Below are 17656 nucleotides of genomic sequence, written 5' to 3' on the forward strand. Positions count from 1 at the left end.
CCTTCTCAGACGTGCGCCTTTGGCGCAGCTGGCGGCATAGCCGCACGGGGGATAGGGGTCTATTCTGTTACCGCGACCTTAACATTATCGAACCACGCTTTACCGCTCACAAGCTCAAGCCCGAGCGTGAGTTCGAGCTTCGTTGTGTTCTCAGGGACGGCCACCGTGAACGAGACGTCCTTCCACCCGAAACTTCCGCCGGGGAGGTTCTGCTGGAGATAATCCTTCTTGCCGTCGGACTTGGAAACGACGAGCATGTATTTGATGCCGTTATGGGATTTCGGGGGCTCGCTCACATTCTCCGCCTTGACCTTCGCGGTACAGACGGTCTTTTTCCCTTTCATCGCATCAACAGGCAGCAGGGCGACGGTGCTTTTGCTTTTTGATGCATCATTGTTGTCGATGGCGAGTGCCATGCCCGACACGCCCTGTTCAAGCGAATAGATCTTCTGCGCGAACGCTTTCGGGGCGCCGTTATCAAAATCCTCGTCGATGAACACGCCCGCGGGGAGGGTTTTCGGCGCGACGGTCTTCGGCGGCTCCGCTTTTGTCTCGGTCTTCGCGTCTGCAGGCGGCGGTACGTTCTTCATCCATTTCGCCGCGTCCGGGTACTTCGGCTTCTCGTTCTTCGCGAACCATGAGAGGAGTGCTTCCTTCCGTGCGGTCGTCGCTGCGGGGTGATGCACATCTTTATTGACCGGCGCATCGGCATGCTCCACGCTCCAGCCGGGCCACTCGCGGAAGGCGTGATATGTCCAATCCCAGCCGTACCCTTCGAAAATGTCGATAACGTCCGAGAGATACTGCGCGGCCCCCGGCGCCCAGCGCACCGCGCTGAATTCGCCCACATAGATGTGCGCATTATAGGCGAGCTGGAAATCGCGCACCGGCTTCAATATTTCCCGGAGCACTTCCTTATCGAACATTTTTTTGTTTATCATCCCGGGGTAGACGATCCCGGTAGTGGTGTTGTATATGCCCTGATGTGTGAATTCCCCCGGCTCGTACATATGCACCTGATAGACGATGTTCGGTACATTGACAGGCATCATTTCGACAAAGCCGCGCGGTGAGTCCCACTCGAGCACCTCGACGATGATGGGCATGTTCGCATCGATGGCCCGTATCGCTTTTGCCGCGCGCGTCTGTGTTGCGTGATAATCCATGCCGGCGGGGGCCGGTTTCGTTTCCACCGGCTCGTTCACAAGGTCATATCCCCATATCGCGGGGTGGCCCTTGAAGCGTTTCGCGAAACGCTCCCACACTTTCACGAAATGATCGTTATATCGCTGCTCATAGAACATGCGCATGCTTCTGTCATCCAGTCTCCCGCCGGGGGGCGAATGGAGATCGACGACGACCTTGAATCCCCAGGTGAGCGCCGCATTGAGCAGACGGTCGAGATCGGTCATTTCTTCCTCTATCCAGGTGTCATATTCGGCGAGTTCAAGATCGGTGTTCGCCGCGCCCCATTTCCTTGTCATCTGATATCGCACGAGATTCGCCTTCCATTCGCTGCCGAAGACGCGGAAATCCTCGTCCTTTACGGTGTTCGGCGACATGGCGCCGCGCAGACGCGGGATGTCATGACCCTTGTACATCGGCGGCGGATCGGCCATCGGTGCCGGGCGGACGGGCGGACGGCCTTTGAGCACGACGATCCTGATATCGTCGAACCACACCGCGCCCGTGCACGATTCCAAGCCGAGATAGACCTCGGCACTTTCAATATCTTCATCAATGGCCTGTGTGAACGAAAGCTCTTTCCAGTCGAATGTGCCGAATACATCGCCTTGATTCTGATAGGATTCACGGCCGGGTGTCTTGAAGTGGAGCATCCATTTTATACCGTTATACGACTGGGGGGGCTTGGTGACATTGTTCGCTTTTGCCTTGCAATAGAGCAATATTTTCAAACCGCGATAGGGCGTAAGATCGATGGGCATCATGATCTTATGGTGTCCTGGTGCTTCTCCCGCCGGCGTTTCCACCTTGAGGCACATGCTGCCGTCGGGACCTTCCGGCACCCATGTCGCGAACGATGCTTCGCTCCATTTTGACCGCTCGGCATCGTTATTGAAGCTCATGGAAAGCACACTATCGCCCGATTTCGGCTCCGGGGCAGCGATGGCATATATCGCGGCGAATAGAGACACTGACAGGATGATTTTCCTCATTAAAACAGCTCCTTGGGTGCAGGGGATACATCGGACCGTTGATAAGGATATGTCAAAACGGTAAAAATCTCTAGGTAAAAATTAAGAATTATGCGGATAAAATTAAGGGGGATCGTGAACGCATGGGGATGCGGTCCTAACCCTTTCTGCGGCGCTCTGTCTTTCCCTTCTTTCGCACCGAGAACCCGAATTGTCCGATCAATTTTCCCACCTCGTAATACCGCCCATGCGAAAAGCAGATAGGTGCTGTGTCATGAAAGCGGAACACGCCGGTCTTTGGATTGATGCATGCGCTGTCTACCTGCACGGCGGCCACCTTCGCGATGAACATATGATGCGTTCCGAGCTTCATCATATCGGTGACCGTGCATTCGATGTTCACCGGCGATTCTTCGATGATCGGCGCGGTCACGGCGGAGGCTGTGCGCGGCGTCAGTTTCATTTCCTTGAATTTATCGACGTCGCGGCCGCTTTTCACCCCGCACCAGTCGGCGGCGAAGGCCAGGGCGCGCGTTGTCAGATTGATGACGAACGCCTTATGCGCACTGATGATGCCGTAGGAGTGGCGTTCGGGACGGATGGAGATGGAGCACATCGGCGGGTCAGAACAGATCGTCCCCGCCCATGCAACGGTTATGATATTATACTCTTCACGCCGCGCGCCGACGCTCACCATGACGGCGGGAAGCGGATAGAGGAGCGTTCCCGGTTTCCAGAGCGCTTTCGATCTCATACGCCCGAGAGCTTTTTCACCGGTTCGGCATCGATCGTGTATCGGCGTATCTCGTCCTCAAGCTTCGCTATCGATTCTGTCGTCTTAGAAGTGAGCTTCAGTATCTCCTGAATGGCGGTGTTGACCTCGACCGCACCCGAGCCCATCTCGTTCATGCTCGTCTGGATCTCCCCGGACAGATGCTTAAGTTCACCCACCGAGTCCGTCGTGGTCTTGGCGAACGATTCGAAGGAGCCGAACTCGCTCTTCATGGCGGAGAGCGCGCGGGTTATTTCCTCATACGATTTTTTCACCGTACCGGTGATCGAGGAGATCGATGCGATGGCAGAGAGCATCTCGGAGGCGCCGGAGGACTGCTCGTCCGCGGCATGTTTGACCTGTGCGACGATGCCCGAGAGGTTCTGCGATTCGGCGGATACGATGCTGAAATTCCTGCCGGTCTCCTCAAGGTCGCGTGCGGTCGTCTTTATGTTCTGCTCGATGGCCTTAAGCGATTTCTTCGCCTCATCGGCCTGCTTGTTCGATATGTCCGAGAGCTTGCGTATCTCTTCTGCGACCACCGCAAAGCCCTTGCCCTGCTCTCCCGCATGCGCCGCTTCTATCGCCGCGTTCATGGCGAGGAGATTCGTCTGTGCAGCGACATTGGATATCATGCCGACGAATTCGTTTATGATGCCCACCGCGGTGAGTACGCCGCTCATGTTCTGTGTGGTCTTCTCCATGAGATGTTTGCTGCTCTCGGAGACCGTGGAGAGCTCTGTTGCGGTCACGTTCGCCTTGTCGGCGACATTGTTCACGCTCTCGATGGTGGCGTTCATTTCCTCGACGGACGACGCCATCTGCTCCACCGAGGTCGCATTGTTCTGAATGATGCCGGTGAGCTCATCGGTCCGCCCGAGGAGCTGCTGTATGCTCATGCTGATATTCGCCGCGTTCGACCTGAGCCCCGCGCTTGCCGTTTCCGTGCGCTCAACGAGGGAGAATTGTGCGCTCACCGTACCCTCGATGGACTTGAGGTTCGCCGTCATTTCATTGATCGCCGCCGCGCTCTGTGTCATGCCGGAAGAGAGGAGCTCGCTTTGCTCGCGCGAACGGTCCACGTTGTCCCGGACCGCGGAAAGCAGCGAGCGTATCTTTTCCGCGAACGTGTTGAAGCTCGCGGCAAGAACGCCGAACTCGTCGTGCGTTCGTATATCGAGGCGTTTGGTGAGATCGGCTTCGCCGCTCGCGATATCGCGGAGCATTCTGTTCACATGGTTCATCGGGCGCATGATCGCCGAAAGAAAAAGATACATGACGGCGATGGTCACGACGGTGAGCATGATCATCACGACCTGTATGAGGATAATGGTGCCGTGGAAAAGCTTGGTCAGTTCGCTTTCCCTGACCGCCTCGACGACTGTCCACTTCCACGGATCGAAATTGCGGAAGAGCGACCATTTCTTTTCACCCTTATAGGTATAGCGTATTGACCCGGAGCGCTGTTGCAGCATCTGCGCAATGAATGGTTCGTTGGTCACATCCGTACTGCCTCGTGGGAGCGACGGGTGCATGACAATAATGCCGCTTTCGTCGATGATGTACGGATAATACGCCGCATTCGTTTTGCCGGCGAAGTACAGCTTTGAAAGCTGATCGATAAGCGAACTTTGGAAGGCGCTTTGGTAGTCATCGGCCATGCCGGTCGCAGCAAGATCGTCATGCTTCTGCTTGAGCATGTCCATAATGATGTCGATATCGCCGCTGAAATCCTCGTGCTGAAGCGTGAACGCGAGCCGATTCATAGCCGTGTACGATACGATGCCGAGTATCACCATGACCGTTGCGTATGATACGATGATGAGGAACAGTATCTTGATCTTTACCGATAATCGATGCATGGAGCCTCCGCGCCCTTAAGACAGAAAATCCCGGCGTCCCCGCATGGGGAACGCCGGGATATGCGAACGTGTCTATTTCGCGTCTGCGAGAAAAATACCGCAACCGATGAGCACATCCTTGCCGGGAACCTTCATGACGAACGAAGTCTTTGTCTGTATGGCCTTCGTTGTCGGTACGCGGTTCTTGTAGGTCGGCGTCCAGAGCCCGCCGCCTTTGTCCGATTTCGCTGTCTTCACGATGTCGAGGATATAGAGCTTCCCGTCGATATCCTTCTGCTCGATCCAGTTCTTGCCCACTTTCTCGTTGAGCATGCCGTGCGCGAGGCATACACCGGTGAAATTGTACATGAAAACGTAGTAATCGCCGTCGACGAACTGTCCCTTCTTGTCGTGGAACGCAGCCACCGCTTTCGCCTCACCGTTCGCCTGATAGAATGCGACGGCTTTCTTTACGATAGCCTCCGCTTTCGCCTTGTCCGTTGCCGCCGGAAAAAGCATTCCCGTGACCGCGAGCGCGCACAGCATCGTGATGATCTTTCGTGCCATACGATCCTCCTTATTCAATATTTTTTCTATAACAGACGTTCGCTACGCCGTTATATTCGCTCAAATCGATGTAAGTATAGCGCCGTTCCATGAATTGTCAAGGAAAACGGCACGTTCGTGGCAGAATGTCATTTTCCCGATCATAGGATATACTTGTATGCAGGTAAAGATATGAAAATATTGTTCATCGGCGGTACGGGAAACATATCGCGGGCATGTACGGCGCATGCCGCAGCCGCGGGATATGACGTTTGGGTCCTCAATAGAGGCACGAGGGATGTCCCGCTTCCGTCGGCGGCACATTCGATCATCGGCGATATTACCAGGGCGGAGACACATGCCGAGTTGGCCAAGCATTCCTTCGATGTGGTCGTGGACTGGATAGCGTATACGCCGGAAGAAATAGAGCGTGATATTCGGCTCTTTCGCGGACGGACGGGGCAGTACGTGTTCATAAGCTCAGCATCATGCTACGAGCGAGCGCCCAGGCATTATATCATCACCGAGGATACACCGCTCAGGAACCCTTACTGGACGTATTCGCAGAAGAAGATAGCCTGCGAAGAGCTGCTCATGCGCGCGTACCGGGACGAACATTTTCCCGTCACGATACTCCGCCCGTCGCTCACCTATGGGGACGGCTGGATACCAGCAGCGCTCGGCGGCACCGATTATACCATCATCGATCGTCTTCGAACGGGCAGGGACATCATCATTCATGGCGACGGGACATCGCTTTGGGAAATGACGCATAATACCGACTTCGCCTCTGGATTCACGGGGCTGCTCGGCAATGCGAAGGCCGTCGGCGAGGCGTTCCATATCACCTCCGGCGAGGTGCTCACGTGGAACGATATCTACCGGATGATCGCAGAGGCCGCAGGCACAGCGCTTTCCGCCGTCCATATCCCTTCCGACTTCATCGCTTCCGTCGACGCTGAATTCGGCGCACGCCTTCACGGTGATAAAGCGGTAAGCATCGTATTCGATAATGCGAAGATAAAACGTTTTGTCCCTTCATACAGGGCGCAAGTCAAGTTCTGTGACGGCATACAAAAGGCGGTATCGTGGTTCGATGCGGATGCAACACGGTGTGTGGTGAATGAGAAGATGAACGCACGTATCGATGCCGTACTCGATGCGTACGGGGCGTGACTATAGAAACTCCCGTAAAAAGGACACTTTGCCACGAACGGTATACTACTCATACTTCCGTATGATATCGCCTGAATTCAGAAAAATCATACTTTTGTATGATGGACAAATCCATTGTTCTCGCGTATACTGTTGCCGGTATCGATCAAAGTAAAAGGAGTGTTCAATGAAACGAATCGCTGTTCTCTCATCTCTCAGTGTCGTCCTTCTCATGATCATGAGTTGTGCGGCCCCCATGGCGTACAGGGAAGAGGTGAAAAAGGTGAAAAAGGTCGCCGTGATAAGCGTCGGGGCGAACTCCCTCATTTTCCACGCAGAAACAGGCACCTACAATGCTCCGGAGAAAGAAGATGCACGGGTCGCGGAGCGGAGAAAAGAATCAGGCTTCGGAACGGATTCTACCCCGGACTGCATTAACCAGATACTCGCTGCAGCCTATGATACGGTCAGGGAAGAGTTCAAAGCGATACCTCACTGGCAGATCATCCCTGTTGAAGCCATTAAGGACAACGCCGCCTATAAGGCCGCTGTCGGCGATCTGACCAATGTACAATACTACATCCCCAGCGCAACACTGCCCGGGACGAAGTTCTTCGATGCGTTCAATGCGGATTCTGAGACGGCACGCCCCTCCTGGCACCGCATGGCCGATCTTGCAAGGGCGCTCGATGTCGATGCGGTCATGGTCGTGTACACATCACTTGCGTACAAGCCGACCGGCATGGGCTTCGGTCTCAATTTCGGGTTCGTAAAGTCGATGGGTCAGCCGGTGGTCGGCATGTCGATCAATGTCATTACCCGCGAGACCAATACCGCCATCTGGGCAAGGACCGGTCTTAAGTTCAACGGTGAAGAAGTGAAAATGATGCTGAGCGGAAAAGTAAATTTCACCAAGGATGAACCCGCAGTCATGGCCTCGTACAACAAAGCGGTCAAAGCAAGCGTCAAGAGCATCATGAGCACGGTCGTCGAAGAGATGAACGCGAAGTAATCGTCTCACACACTGAAAACAACGGCGGCTTGTCTGATGACGGCCGTCGTTTTTTTTTCGCCCAACATGCAGCAAGGAGCATGCAATGAGTACCCTGATCGCGCGCGTTCCTATATTCATACTGATGATGTTCATGTCCGTCGGCTGTGCGACCATTTCGAACAGGGACGATGTGTGCGCGATACGTACGATCGCCATCGTCAGCATGAGCATCAACGCGGAACCGTTCAATGTGAACGGCGCGATGCAGAAAGCCGTCGACGGTCGGTCGGCGGCGATGAGCGCTTCCCCGAGCCCGGCAGATACAACACGGTCATCGCTCGGCATCATTCTCGTGAATTTCTCGGCCATTGTCAAGGAGGAGTTCCAGGCGCTGCCGCACTGGCGGCTCGTGCCCATCGAGCTGGCGAAGGACATGGCAGCGTACAAGGCCGCGCCGGGCGAGCCTATTGAGGGCCCTGGTCAGGATCCGAGCATGGTCATTCCCGATACCAGGTATTTCGACCCGTTCCGCAAGGATAAGCGATATGCGGCGATATCACGGAGCAATCTGACCGTTCTCTGCAACGGTCTCGGTATGGATGCGGTCATGGTCATTCGCCAGGAGCTTGCCTATAGACCGGCGGTCCTTCGGCCTGCGGGCGGGGGCGACCGCACGGGCGTGAAGTCCCTTGGAACGCCGATGGTCGGAACGGCTATTGCGGTCATCACGAAAGAAGGGAGAGCGGCGGTATGGATGCCCGCAAGCATTGAGGATGCGGCGGAGGATGTGCCGATGCTCGAGTCCGGCAGGGTCAATTTTACCGGCGATGACGCGAAATGCGTCGTTTCATACAACAAGGCGATCGCGGCGAGCGTGAAGTCGCTTGTGAAGCGTATCGTTGAAGAGATGAACGCGAAATAGTTTCTCGTTAGGAATAACAGCGGCGGCTGGTCTTCTGACCGGTCGCCGTTTTTTTATTATCCGTTCAATTCCGAGAAGAGCTTGCTGCGTGCTGTAAGCGCATGCTCTACGATGGCGGCAAGCGGCACGTCCGCTTTATCCTTGTCCCGCCGCAGTTTGAACTCGGCGGTGCCGGCGGCCACTCCGCGTTTGCCTATCGTGATGCGGATGGGTATGCCGATAAGGTCCGCGTCATTGAACTTGACACCGGGGCGTTCATCGCGGTCATCGAGAAGTACATCCGCTCCGGCTCGGGAAAGTTCATTATACACGCGCTCCGCTTCGTCCATGATCGATCTGTCCTTGTCGAGCGCGCAGATGATCATTTCATACGGTGCCACCGATATCGGGAATATTATCCCCTTCTCGTCATGATGCTGTTCGATGACGGCGGCAAGCGTGCGGTTCACGCCGATGCCGTAGCAGCCCATGGTGGGCATGAGCGGCTTGTTCGTCTCATCGAGCACGGTGACATTGAACGCTTCGGTGTATTTTTTTCCGAGCTTGAAGATATGTCCGAGCTCAAGACCGCGCTTGGAGAGGAGCTTCCCGCCGCACTGAATGCAGTTGTCACCCGCTTTCACGCGGCGAAAGTCGGCAAATTCCTTCACGGTAAAATCGCGGCCGTGGTTCACATTGATGATATGCTTGTCATCGGCATTCGCGCCGGTAACGCCATTGATGACGGTCTTGATCGAATGATCGGCGATGACCGGGACGTCCATTTTCAGACCGACCGGCCCGGCGAAACCGACGCGCGCACCGGTGACCGTACGCACGAGCGCATCATCGGCAAGGACGATCTCTTCACCCCCGAAATAATTCGCCAGTTTTGTTTCGTTCACATCGAGATCGCCGCGTATGAGAACGACGACGGGGCTGCCATCCTCCCGCTTGTAAATGAGCGTTTTGATGAACTGCGATGCCTCGATCTTGAAGAACGCTTCGAGGTCCTTTATCGTCGCTACGTTCGGCGTATCGACAACGGCCTTCTCCTTCTGTGCGCAATCGGCGATGTATTCGTTCTTGCATTCGGCCTTCTCGACATTGGCGCGATAATCGCAATCGGTGCAGAATATTATCTCCTCTTCACCGACATCGGAGAGCACCATGAACTCCTCGCTGCCGCTGCCGCCCATGGCGCCGGAATCCGCCTTTACCGAAACGACATCGATGCCCATGCGCGAGAAGATGCGCTTGTAGGTGTCGCTCATCTGAGCATAGGTGACATCGAGCGATGCGTCGTCGGTATGGAAGGAGTAGGCGTCCTTCATGACGAATTCGCGCGAGCGAATGACGCCGAAGCGCGGGCGTATCTCGTCGCGGAATTTCGTGTGTATCTGATAGAGATTGAGCGGGAGCTGGCGGTATGACTGTATCTCGCGTTTGACGATATCGGTGAACGCCTCTTCATGCGTCGCGCCGAGCGCCGTATCCACGCCGTGCCTGTCCTTGAGACGGAAAAGCTCCTGGCGGAAAATATCCCAGCGTCCGCTCGGGGTAAGGAGCTCCCGGGGGAGCAGTATCGGGAAGACGAATTCCTGGGCGCCCGCGCGGTCCATCTCTTCGCGTATGATATTCGTTACTTTACGCAGCGCTTTGACGCCGAGGGGAAGATACGTATAGAGGCCGCTTGCGAGCATGCGCATTATCGCCGCGCGGAGCATGAGGGCATGGCTCGGTATCTGCGCCTCGGCAGGGGCTTCCTTCAATGTGGGGGCGAACAGTCTGCTTACGCGCATAACTACCTCGTTTTTCAGAACGGCGACGATTGTATCAGCGGCGGATGAAAATGTAAACCGCTATTTCCCGAACATCTCGTCGATTTCGATAATGAATGCAAGCTGTTTCATGAAACGTTCATTCGCCGGTATCATCAGTTCACATCTCCCCAGTAGATATTCCTGTCATGCATGCGTATCCGATCCAACAGCACCTTCGGATATACCGCATATTCCGGCGCGGCTATGTCGACCCAGACAATACCGTCCTGGCCGCCGTCAAGATGCGATGCATTCTCCATGTTCGGGCGTGTAAGAAGCTCGCATTCGAACATGAATTCCACCTGATGCAGATCATCCGCTTCCTTGAACTCGTGGTTACGCGCGATGTATTCCCGTATGTAAGTCAGTCCCTGTACGGCGACTTCTGCGCCGATCTCTTCGCGGCATTCGCGCTTGACCGCATCGATGAACGTTTCGTTCTTTTCCTGACCGCCGCCGGGAAGTATGCAGTAGTGTCCGCCCGCGCCGGTCTTCCGGATACACAGCAGCCTATTGTTCTCAATGATGATAGCCTTCGCTGAATTGCGTACTGGATACATCGCCACTCCTTCGTCTTACTGCCGGTCGGCGTACGTCACTTGCCTGTTCGATATCGTAATACTATATTGTCCTCGAGCGCACGTTCTTGAAATAATCTTCGTGCCGCGGCCGCGGCATCTTTTTTGTTCTTTGTCTTTTCCGACTTCACATATGCAGCGCATCCGGCCATGACATTTCGGAGCGCTTCGAGCGGGAGGAGATTCGCCGCCAGGCAATAGAAGCTTTTCGACCGGCCGTCATCATATCGATGCAGGAGCTCTTCGAGGATACGCATCCGCTTGCGCAGTTCATGGACATGGCTTTTGACGCCGTTCTTTGCGATCGATTTTAAATTCGTCAGCGTATTCTGATGGGTCACGAATGAGTCGGCCGTATCCCAGGACGCGAGCTTCTTACAGGGGAGGTCGCTGCAGTCCCCGCAAGTCTCATAGCCGTTGCTCTTTACGCAGCACGTTACGATCGAACATGACGGATGTTTCAGATGGAAGCTCTTGCCGAAGCAGCCCGGACAGCGCGAGGGACCTTTGGTGTGATATCGGGGGCAGAGACCGCACTGTATCCCGCAGCAGCCGATCGTCGGATGTTTTTTCATGCGGCCCCGAGGGAACGGTGAATGGCCGATCACTTGTCCGCTCCACCCGCTTGTTGGGCCGATTTTATTATTACTCCGAAATATATATAATCATAAGTATAATCACATACAAAATATAGATCACAAAATATATTCTTAATAAAGGATAAATAATAAATATTAACTTCTGTAAAATATGTAATACTTAATATATTATTTCTAAGTTTATCACTAATACTTAATGATAGTCTTTTTATTATTGTATCTTCGGAATTTAATGAATATAATAAGTATTGATATATGTAGTAAAATGATGAAATTATAGGCAAATCAATCTTTAAATATATATTATTTAATATTGCTGTTGCAGCTATTCCAATCGCATTACCTTCATTGTAGATAGAAATACAATTCCGAAAAGGGCTCCAAGTCATCATGTAAGGCAAATATACGCCTCCATAATAACTGATATTATCATTTTCATGCATTTTCCACCAATCATTATAATGTTTATACGTTACAATATTGTTACCTATCGCAACTCCATACCCATAGTTGCCAGATGTCATTTTACATATTTTCATGTTATTGTCTAGCATATTATTATATTCGGATTTATATTCTATTAAAAATATATTTGATATTTCATCTTTTGGATATGTATTAATTGAGTAAAATACAATGAATATTATTATTGGATATATTTTATTCATTTTTATATCGGCCCAACGGAAGGGTGAGCGATTCGTGTACTCACGAATTCGCTCCACCCGCTTGTTAGGCATGCTTTTTAATTTATTTAATGATTTCATATATTCCATCAGGATCATTAACTATATAATCATATTTTGAATTAATTATTTCTGATTCTGTAGCATAACCCCATTTTACTAATATTGCTCTTATCTCATTATTATGAGCACTAATAATATCTTCTTCTCTATCACCAATCATTATTGTAATGTTTTTATCTATTTTATAATCGAATAATAATTCCTTTATTATATTGGACTTTGTATTGTTCAAATCAGCACCATATATATTTATAAAATACTTTTTCATGTTAAACATAATCAATATTTTATCCGCTATTTCTTTTTGCTTATTTGTTGCTATATATAAACGATGCTTTTGTTTATGCATATATATTATTAACTTATCAACATCTTTATATAGTTTATTTTCCTTATATCCAATTGAAAAATATCTTTCACGATATAATGTAATAGCATTATTAATCAACGATTCATCATTCGTATTTAATATTTGACTGAATATAACTTTTAGACTTGGACCAATATAACTTCTACCTTGATTAAATGAAATACATTTATATTTCATTTTATTTAATGCATAATTTATACTATTAATTATACCGCTACTTGAATCTGATATTGTTCCATCCAAATCAAATATTATATTCATATATCCCTTGCATGCCTAACAATTAATAAGCAGAAATCCCGATATCCATGATCATCCCGGCCATCCATGGAACGAATAGTAACGCGGATCAACGGAAAAGTCAAAAATATATATGCTGGAGTGTACGACTTCCTTTTGTGGTGAATTCCACCGCACGCATCGCCGCGCTATGTACGGTCGGCGGCATCGCTCACTCGATAAACACCGATAGATAAGGGCAATGCTCAGCGTGTCCTTGGATACGGCCAGCAAGAACTGGACTGAGTTAGACCTGTCCTTGGCTATGCTCAACAAGGACAAGGTTAAGTTCAGCTTGTCCAAGGATATGCTCAACAAGGACCAGGATATGCTCAGCTTGTCCGAGGATATGCGCAACAAGGACATAGGATAAGTTCAACTTGACCAAGGATATGTCCAGCAAGGACTAGGTTAAGTTCAGCTTGTCCAAGGATATGTCCAACAAGGACAATGCTGAGTTCGCTATATACTATTGTATTCTGGTGACAGTACAGGAGAACTTCGATATATACAAATATAAGTCAAATATACTGACATCATCGGTGTATGTGGGGGGTATGCTGTTGCGGCCGGGTAAGAGTTTCATTGAAATAATCGATCGCGCGGTATATAGTCATACCTGTAAGAGACAGAGGGAGTTTACTATGAAGCATATTATCATCATTGCCATGGCCGCGGCGGCGCTCAATGGCGGCTTTTTCCCCACATTCGGGGCAAAAGGCCCGACCGTTCAGTATACCTATACCCCCGAGCAGACGCGCCCGGGCTATTACGGCGAGATCACCATCGGTTTTGACAAGGCGGTCATACCGCTCTCCGACATCGACGCGATGACGGCTGCATATCGCAAAAAGCTCCGTATATCGTTCGCCCCTCCGCTCGCAGGTGAATTGACCGCGCTTGACAACCGGCAGGCGTCGTTCCGCTTCACGGAAGCGCCGCGGCGTTCAACATCGTATACGGTGACGGTGAATGCCGCCGAAATGAGATCGGTGAAAGGCGAAAAGATCTCCGCCGCCGTGAACGGGATGGCGCTTCCCGGGAAAGAGTTCTTCTTTGAAACACCGCGCATCGCAGTGAACGTGCGTTCTACCGGTGAACATCTTACTGCGCCGATCATCGTTGAGTTCACTATGCCCGTAACGGTGAAAGCGGTCAAGGAGCGTCTCTCCATTAAAACGCTCTTCGGGCTTTATACCGTGCAGTATGATATCGCGCCGCTCATCGTCACCAATATCGAGATCGTGAACGAGAAAGAAGTGACGAATATCGTTACGAGCGAAAGCGGATATCTCATTCAGCCGAAAGGGCTTTCCAAGGCGACGAAGTACACGCTTTCCGTGGGGAAGGACATACTCCCGGTGAACGGGAATCTCGGGATGAAGAACGACTACAAATACGAGTTCACTACCTATCAGCCGCTCAAGGTCGCGGACGATCACGGCGGATTCTTTGCCGGCCGCAGAAGCATGGCGCCCGATGACGCACTCGCCATCAGATTCAATAATGATCTGGCACCGCAGGACCTCCGCGCAGCGGTACGCATTGAACCGAATGTGAAGGTCCTCGATGTTGTGCAGGAGCCCCACGCACTCTCCCTGCGCGCCGAATTCGAAGGTGACAGGAGTTACACGGTAACGCTTCGCGGCCTTAAGGACGTATTCGGGCAAACGCTTGAGAAATATGAGCTCTCGCTTACGACACACGGCATCGCCCCCTGGCATTCCACACCGCGCGGCGTCATGATCATGGAGCGCTCGCTCCCGCAGCTCTTGCCGATCAAGGTCTGTAATATGGAAGAACTCGCCATAGACTACACCTTTCTTCCGGGCATTGAGGGTATCCATGCAAATCTCACGAACAAGGATATTGCATACGAAAAGACAAAGCCCATCGCCGGCGAGTGGAAGCGCGGTCAGCCGTACACATACAATTTCAACATCGCGAGCGTAAGCGGCGGTGCGTCGGGACTCCTCCTCTACTCGGTGCGCGCCCGCGCACGCGGAACCTCATCATGGACATACAGCACCGGGCGTGTGTTCGTCACCGACATAGCGCTTACGGCGAAATTCTCGACCGATGAAGTCCTCGTATTCGCACGCAGCCTCAAGGACAATCGTCCTATCACCGGCGCCGCTGTCTTTGTCGGCGGCGTGAACCGCGGAAGAACCGGCACCGACGGCATCGCCCGCATCCGCGGATCGATCGATGCCGATCCGGTGGTCTCTGTCACCACGGAAAAGGATATAGCCCTCAATTTCGGTCAGCTGTTCGACGACAGCTACGGCGGTTACTACGATAACGACAGCGAGTACTCGTACGGCAAGGATATGTACGGCCGCGCAAAGGTCGGCGTCGTCAATCACGGCGACCGCCGCGCAATATCCGAGATACTCCCTTTCATCTTCACAGAACGCTATCTCTACCGCCCCGGCGATACGGTCGAGGTGAAAGGCATCGTGCGTCACCGCGTCAATGATGCCTGGCAGACGAGTGCAGCGACGAATGAGGTCGGGTTCACGATATTCAATTCCCGCGATGAAGAGATAACGAATTACCGCCTCCGCTATGACGACTGGGGTTCGCTCGCGTTCTCGATCCCGATCCCCGCGGACGCGCCGACGGGTTACTACAAGATACAGTACCCCGTCTTCCGTACGTTCTCCCGGCATGACTGGGATGGCTACAAGATAACGAGCATCTCATTCCGCGTTGAGGATTTCAAACCCGCTACCGCGGAGATGAAGATCATCCCCGGGAAATTCTCCTATGTCTGGGGGGATACGTTCAGCGCCGACGTGCTCGGCTGGTATCTCTTCGGCGCGCCGATCATCAAGCCGATAAAGTATTCCATCGAGGTCGAGTCCGAGCCGTACGAAAGTTCACGGTACCCGGAGTATTCCTTCGGCGAGGGCTACTACTATGATGACGACTACGGCGGATACCGCTCACAGCGCGATTATTCGTTCACGCTCGCTGACGAAACGGTCACGCCGCCCGCAGACGGAAAGATACGTATCAAAAAAGAGATCGTGAAGTCCGATTTCAAAGGCGATGCATCGATAACGCTGCGCGCATCGACGACGCTCGAGGACAAGAGCACGGTGTACGGCGCAAAGAGCGGCATACTTGTGCGTAACCCCGTGCATGTGGGGCTGAAGACATCTTCCTATTTCATCGACGCAGGGAAGAACGCGGAGATAGGCCTTATCGCGCTCGGCGACGACGAACGCATCGTGCAGGGGCAGAATGTGAACCTGTCCATCGACCGGCATGAATGGAAATCGTTCCAGCAGGCGGGCGTGAACGGCCTCTTCGGCTGGCAATGGCGCGAAGTGGTCACCTCCGCATATAAGAAGGATGTGAAGGTCGGCAATGAAATGCTATCCATTCCCATACGCGAGCCGGGCTTCTACCGCGTACGTGCGCGCTATTCGGTGCGCGGCCATGAACACAGCGCCGCGCGATGGTTCTATGTTCTCGGCAAGGGCGATTACGGCTGGCGCATCGAGGACGGCTATTCCATCGATCTCGAATCCGATAAAAAAGAATATCAGGTCGGCGATACGGCGCGCATTCTCGTGAAGAACCCGTACAAAGAGGCGCTTGTCCTTACCAGCACGGAACGGGAAAAGATATTCGATGCCCGTGAGTTCACATCGCGCGACAGCATGATCGTGCTTACGGTGCCGATCACCGCTGAGCATATACCGAACGTCTATGTCTCGGCCATGCTCTTCACCGGACGTACCGGGACCAACATGGTCAAGGAGGATGGCGTAGACCCCGAAAAGCCGCGCTATCGCATGGGATACATCAATCTCCCGGTGGTGCCGCGCGAGAAGAAGCTCACCGTTACGCTCACGCCATCGCGGGAGAATTTCCGCCCGCGCGATGAGGTAAGCGTTGCGATACGCGTAAGCGCAAGGTCGGGGGCCGTACTGTCGGAGATAACCATCGCCGCAGTGGATAAAGGCGTGCTCAATCTCGTCAATTACCGCATGCCCGATCCGCTCGAACATTTCTATGCATCGCGGCGGCTCGCGGTATCAACGAGTGAAGTGGCAAAGCTCATTCTCGGGCAGCGCTATCTCGCGGAAAAAGGCGAGGTCATCGGCGGTGACGGCGGCGCGGGCTTCGGCATGATAACCCCGCGCTCTGACTTCAAGTCGACCGTGTTCTATAAGCACACGATGCGTCTTGAGAAGGGCGAAGGGAGCGTAACGTTCACGCTGCCGGACAATCTCACCACGTTCACCGTCATGGCGGTGGCGCATACCAAACGCTCCGAGTTCGGCTACGGGGAGGCATCGTTCACCGTGGGGCAGCCGCTCATGATACTTTCATCGCTCCCGCGTTTCGTGCGGGCAGGCGACCGCATGTCCCTCGGTGCGACCGTGCATAATTACACGGGCAAGGATGCGCCGGTGACCGTTGTCATCGAAGCGGACGAAGCAATGGGCATTACGGGACCGAAGACGAAGACGGTGAAAATAGCACAGGGTGCTTCCGCCGAGGTGCTGTTCGATGCATCGGTATCGCAAAGCCGCCGCGAGGAGTTGCCGGTCACGATCAAGGTCAAGGCAGGCGACAATACGGACGGTCTGCTTGAGAAGATACCGCTCCGCGAGCCGGATATCCCGGAAACGGTGGCCATCTATGAAAAGACCGGGGACAAGGCAGAGCACACGATAGCGCTTTCCGATAATGTACGCCCGGGATTGAGCCGTCTCTCCGTTGCGCTCTCGCCTTCGGCGTTCAGCGAATTGACCGGGAGCGTCGACTATCTCGTGCATTATCCCTACGGATGTCTTGAACAGAAAAGCTCGAGCATACTCCCGCTCATCACCGGCGAGGATGTGATACTGAAGCAGGAGATGCTCCGCAGTAAAA

13 protein-coding genes are annotated in these 17656 nt (G+C 53.0%); 4 read left to right on the forward strand and 9 right to left on the reverse strand.

Annotated elements, in window-relative coordinates:
- Positions 1-59 precede the first annotated feature (59 nt).
- From AABZ39_04435 to AABZ39_04450, 4 genes are all read right to left on the reverse strand, one after another.
- Entirely contained in the window at positions 60-2177 is a 2118-nt protein-coding gene (locus AABZ39_04435) for a cellulase family glycosylhydrolase (GenBank protein MEK6794000.1), read from the reverse strand.
- A 136-nt stretch (positions 2178-2313) separates the two neighbouring features.
- Positions 2314-2910: a flavin reductase family protein gene (locus tag AABZ39_04440; GenBank protein ID MEK6794001.1), complete on the reverse strand. Its 597-nt coding sequence runs from the start codon at positions 2908-2910 to the stop codon at positions 2314-2316.
- On the reverse strand, positions 2907-4790 hold the full coding sequence (locus tag AABZ39_04445; protein MEK6794002.1) for a methyl-accepting chemotaxis protein: 1884 nt from the start codon (positions 4788-4790) through the stop codon (positions 2907-2909). The genes AABZ39_04440 and AABZ39_04445 overlap by 4 nt, the downstream gene beginning before the upstream one ends.
- A 72-nt stretch (positions 4791-4862) precedes the next feature.
- Positions 4863-5336: a cache domain-containing protein gene (locus tag AABZ39_04450; GenBank protein ID MEK6794003.1), complete on the reverse strand. Its 474-nt coding sequence runs from the start codon at positions 5334-5336 to the stop codon at positions 4863-4865.
- A 171-nt stretch (positions 5337-5507) separates the two neighbouring features.
- Between AABZ39_04450 and AABZ39_04455 the strand changes: the two genes are divergently transcribed.
- The 3 genes from AABZ39_04455 to AABZ39_04465 all read left to right on the forward strand — a co-directional run bounded on the left by AABZ39_04455 (position 5508) and on the right by AABZ39_04465 (position 8386).
- Complete coding sequence (locus AABZ39_04455; GenBank protein ID MEK6794004.1) at positions 5508-6491, forward strand: SDR family oxidoreductase; 984 nt, start codon at positions 5508-5510, stop codon at positions 6489-6491.
- A 166-nt stretch (positions 6492-6657) separates the two neighbouring features.
- Entirely contained in the window at positions 6658-7482 is an 825-nt protein-coding gene (locus AABZ39_04460) for a hypothetical protein (GenBank protein MEK6794005.1), read from the forward strand.
- A gap of 85 nt (positions 7483-7567) precedes the next feature.
- Entirely contained in the window at positions 7568-8386 is an 819-nt protein-coding gene (locus AABZ39_04465; GenBank protein MEK6794006.1) for a hypothetical protein, read from the forward strand.
- A gap of 56 nt (positions 8387-8442) precedes the next feature.
- Here AABZ39_04465 and AABZ39_04470 read toward each other — a convergent pair whose 3' ends face one another.
- The 5 genes from AABZ39_04470 to AABZ39_04490 all read right to left on the reverse strand — a co-directional run bounded on the left by AABZ39_04470 (position 8443) and on the right by AABZ39_04490 (position 12745).
- Complete coding sequence (locus AABZ39_04470) at positions 8443-10167, reverse strand: proline--tRNA ligase (protein ID MEK6794007.1); 1725 nt, start codon at positions 10165-10167, stop codon at positions 8443-8445.
- A gap of 134 nt (positions 10168-10301) precedes the next feature.
- Positions 10302-10748 carry an NUDIX domain-containing protein gene (locus AABZ39_04475; GenBank protein ID MEK6794008.1) on the reverse strand — a complete coding sequence of 149 codons (447 nt, stop codon included), beginning with the start codon at positions 10746-10748 and terminating at the stop codon, positions 10302-10304.
- 35 nt (positions 10749-10783) lie between these two features.
- Complete coding sequence (locus AABZ39_04480; GenBank protein MEK6794009.1) at positions 10784-11341, reverse strand: DUF3795 domain-containing protein; 558 nt, start codon at positions 11339-11341, stop codon at positions 10784-10786.
- 29 nt (positions 11342-11370) lie between these two features.
- Positions 11371-12141 (reverse strand): hypothetical protein, encoded by a 771-nt coding sequence (locus AABZ39_04485; GenBank protein ID MEK6794010.1) that lies wholly within the window; start codon positions 12139-12141, stop codon positions 11371-11373.
- The gene (locus AABZ39_04490) at positions 12116-12745 is read right to left on the reverse strand and encodes an HAD hydrolase-like protein (protein MEK6794011.1); all 630 of its coding nucleotides are present in this window, start codon (positions 12743-12745) and stop codon (positions 12116-12118) included. The genes AABZ39_04485 and AABZ39_04490 overlap by 26 nt, the downstream gene beginning before the upstream one ends.
- A 662-nt stretch (positions 12746-13407) precedes the next feature.
- On the opposite strand from AABZ39_04490, the gene AABZ39_04495 reads away from it, so the two are divergent.
- A partial coding sequence (locus AABZ39_04495) for an alpha-2-macroglobulin family protein (protein MEK6794012.1) occupies positions 13408-17656 on the forward strand: 4249 nt, incomplete at its 3' end.

This window comes from Spirochaetota bacterium (assembly GCA_038043445.1).
In the GTDB taxonomy this organism is placed as follows: Bacteria; Spirochaetota; Brachyspiria; order Brachyspirales; family JACRPF01; genus JBBTBY01.

Excerpts from the sequence above, each read along its gene's own strand:
- AABZ39_04435 (MEK6794000.1), bottom strand. The coding sequence starts at position 2,177 with ATGAGGAAAATCATCCTGTCAGTGTCTCTATTCGCCGCGATATATGCC.
- AABZ39_04440 (MEK6794001.1), bottom strand. The coding sequence starts at position 2,910 with ATGAGATCGAAAGCGCTCTGGAAACCGGGAACGCTCCTCTATCCGCTT.
- AABZ39_04445 (MEK6794002.1), bottom strand. The coding sequence starts at position 4,790 with ATGCATCGATTATCGGTAAAGATCAAGATACTGTTCCTCATCATCGTA.
- AABZ39_04450 (MEK6794003.1), bottom strand. The coding sequence starts at position 5,336 with ATGGCACGAAAGATCATCACGATGCTGTGCGCGCTCGCGGTCACGGGA.
- AABZ39_04455 (MEK6794004.1), top strand. The coding sequence starts at position 5,508 with ATGAAAATATTGTTCATCGGCGGTACGGGAAACATATCGCGGGCATGT.
- AABZ39_04460 (MEK6794005.1), top strand. The coding sequence starts at position 6,658 with ATGAAACGAATCGCTGTTCTCTCATCTCTCAGTGTCGTCCTTCTCATG.
- AABZ39_04465 (MEK6794006.1), top strand. The coding sequence starts at position 7,568 with ATGAGTACCCTGATCGCGCGCGTTCCTATATTCATACTGATGATGTTC.
- AABZ39_04470 (MEK6794007.1), bottom strand. The coding sequence starts at position 10,167 with ATGCGCGTAAGCAGACTGTTCGCCCCCACATTGAAGGAAGCCCCTGCC.
- AABZ39_04475 (MEK6794008.1), bottom strand. The coding sequence starts at position 10,748 with ATGTATCCAGTACGCAATTCAGCGAAGGCTATCATCATTGAGAACAAT.
- AABZ39_04480 (MEK6794009.1), bottom strand. The coding sequence starts at position 11,341 with ATGAAAAAACATCCGACGATCGGCTGCTGCGGGATACAGTGCGGTCTC.
- AABZ39_04485 (MEK6794010.1), bottom strand. The coding sequence starts at position 12,141 with ATGGAATATATGAAATCATTAAATAAATTAAAAAGCATGCCTAACAAG.
- AABZ39_04490 (MEK6794011.1), bottom strand. The coding sequence starts at position 12,745 with ATGAATATAATATTTGATTTGGATGGAACAATATCAGATTCAAGTAGC.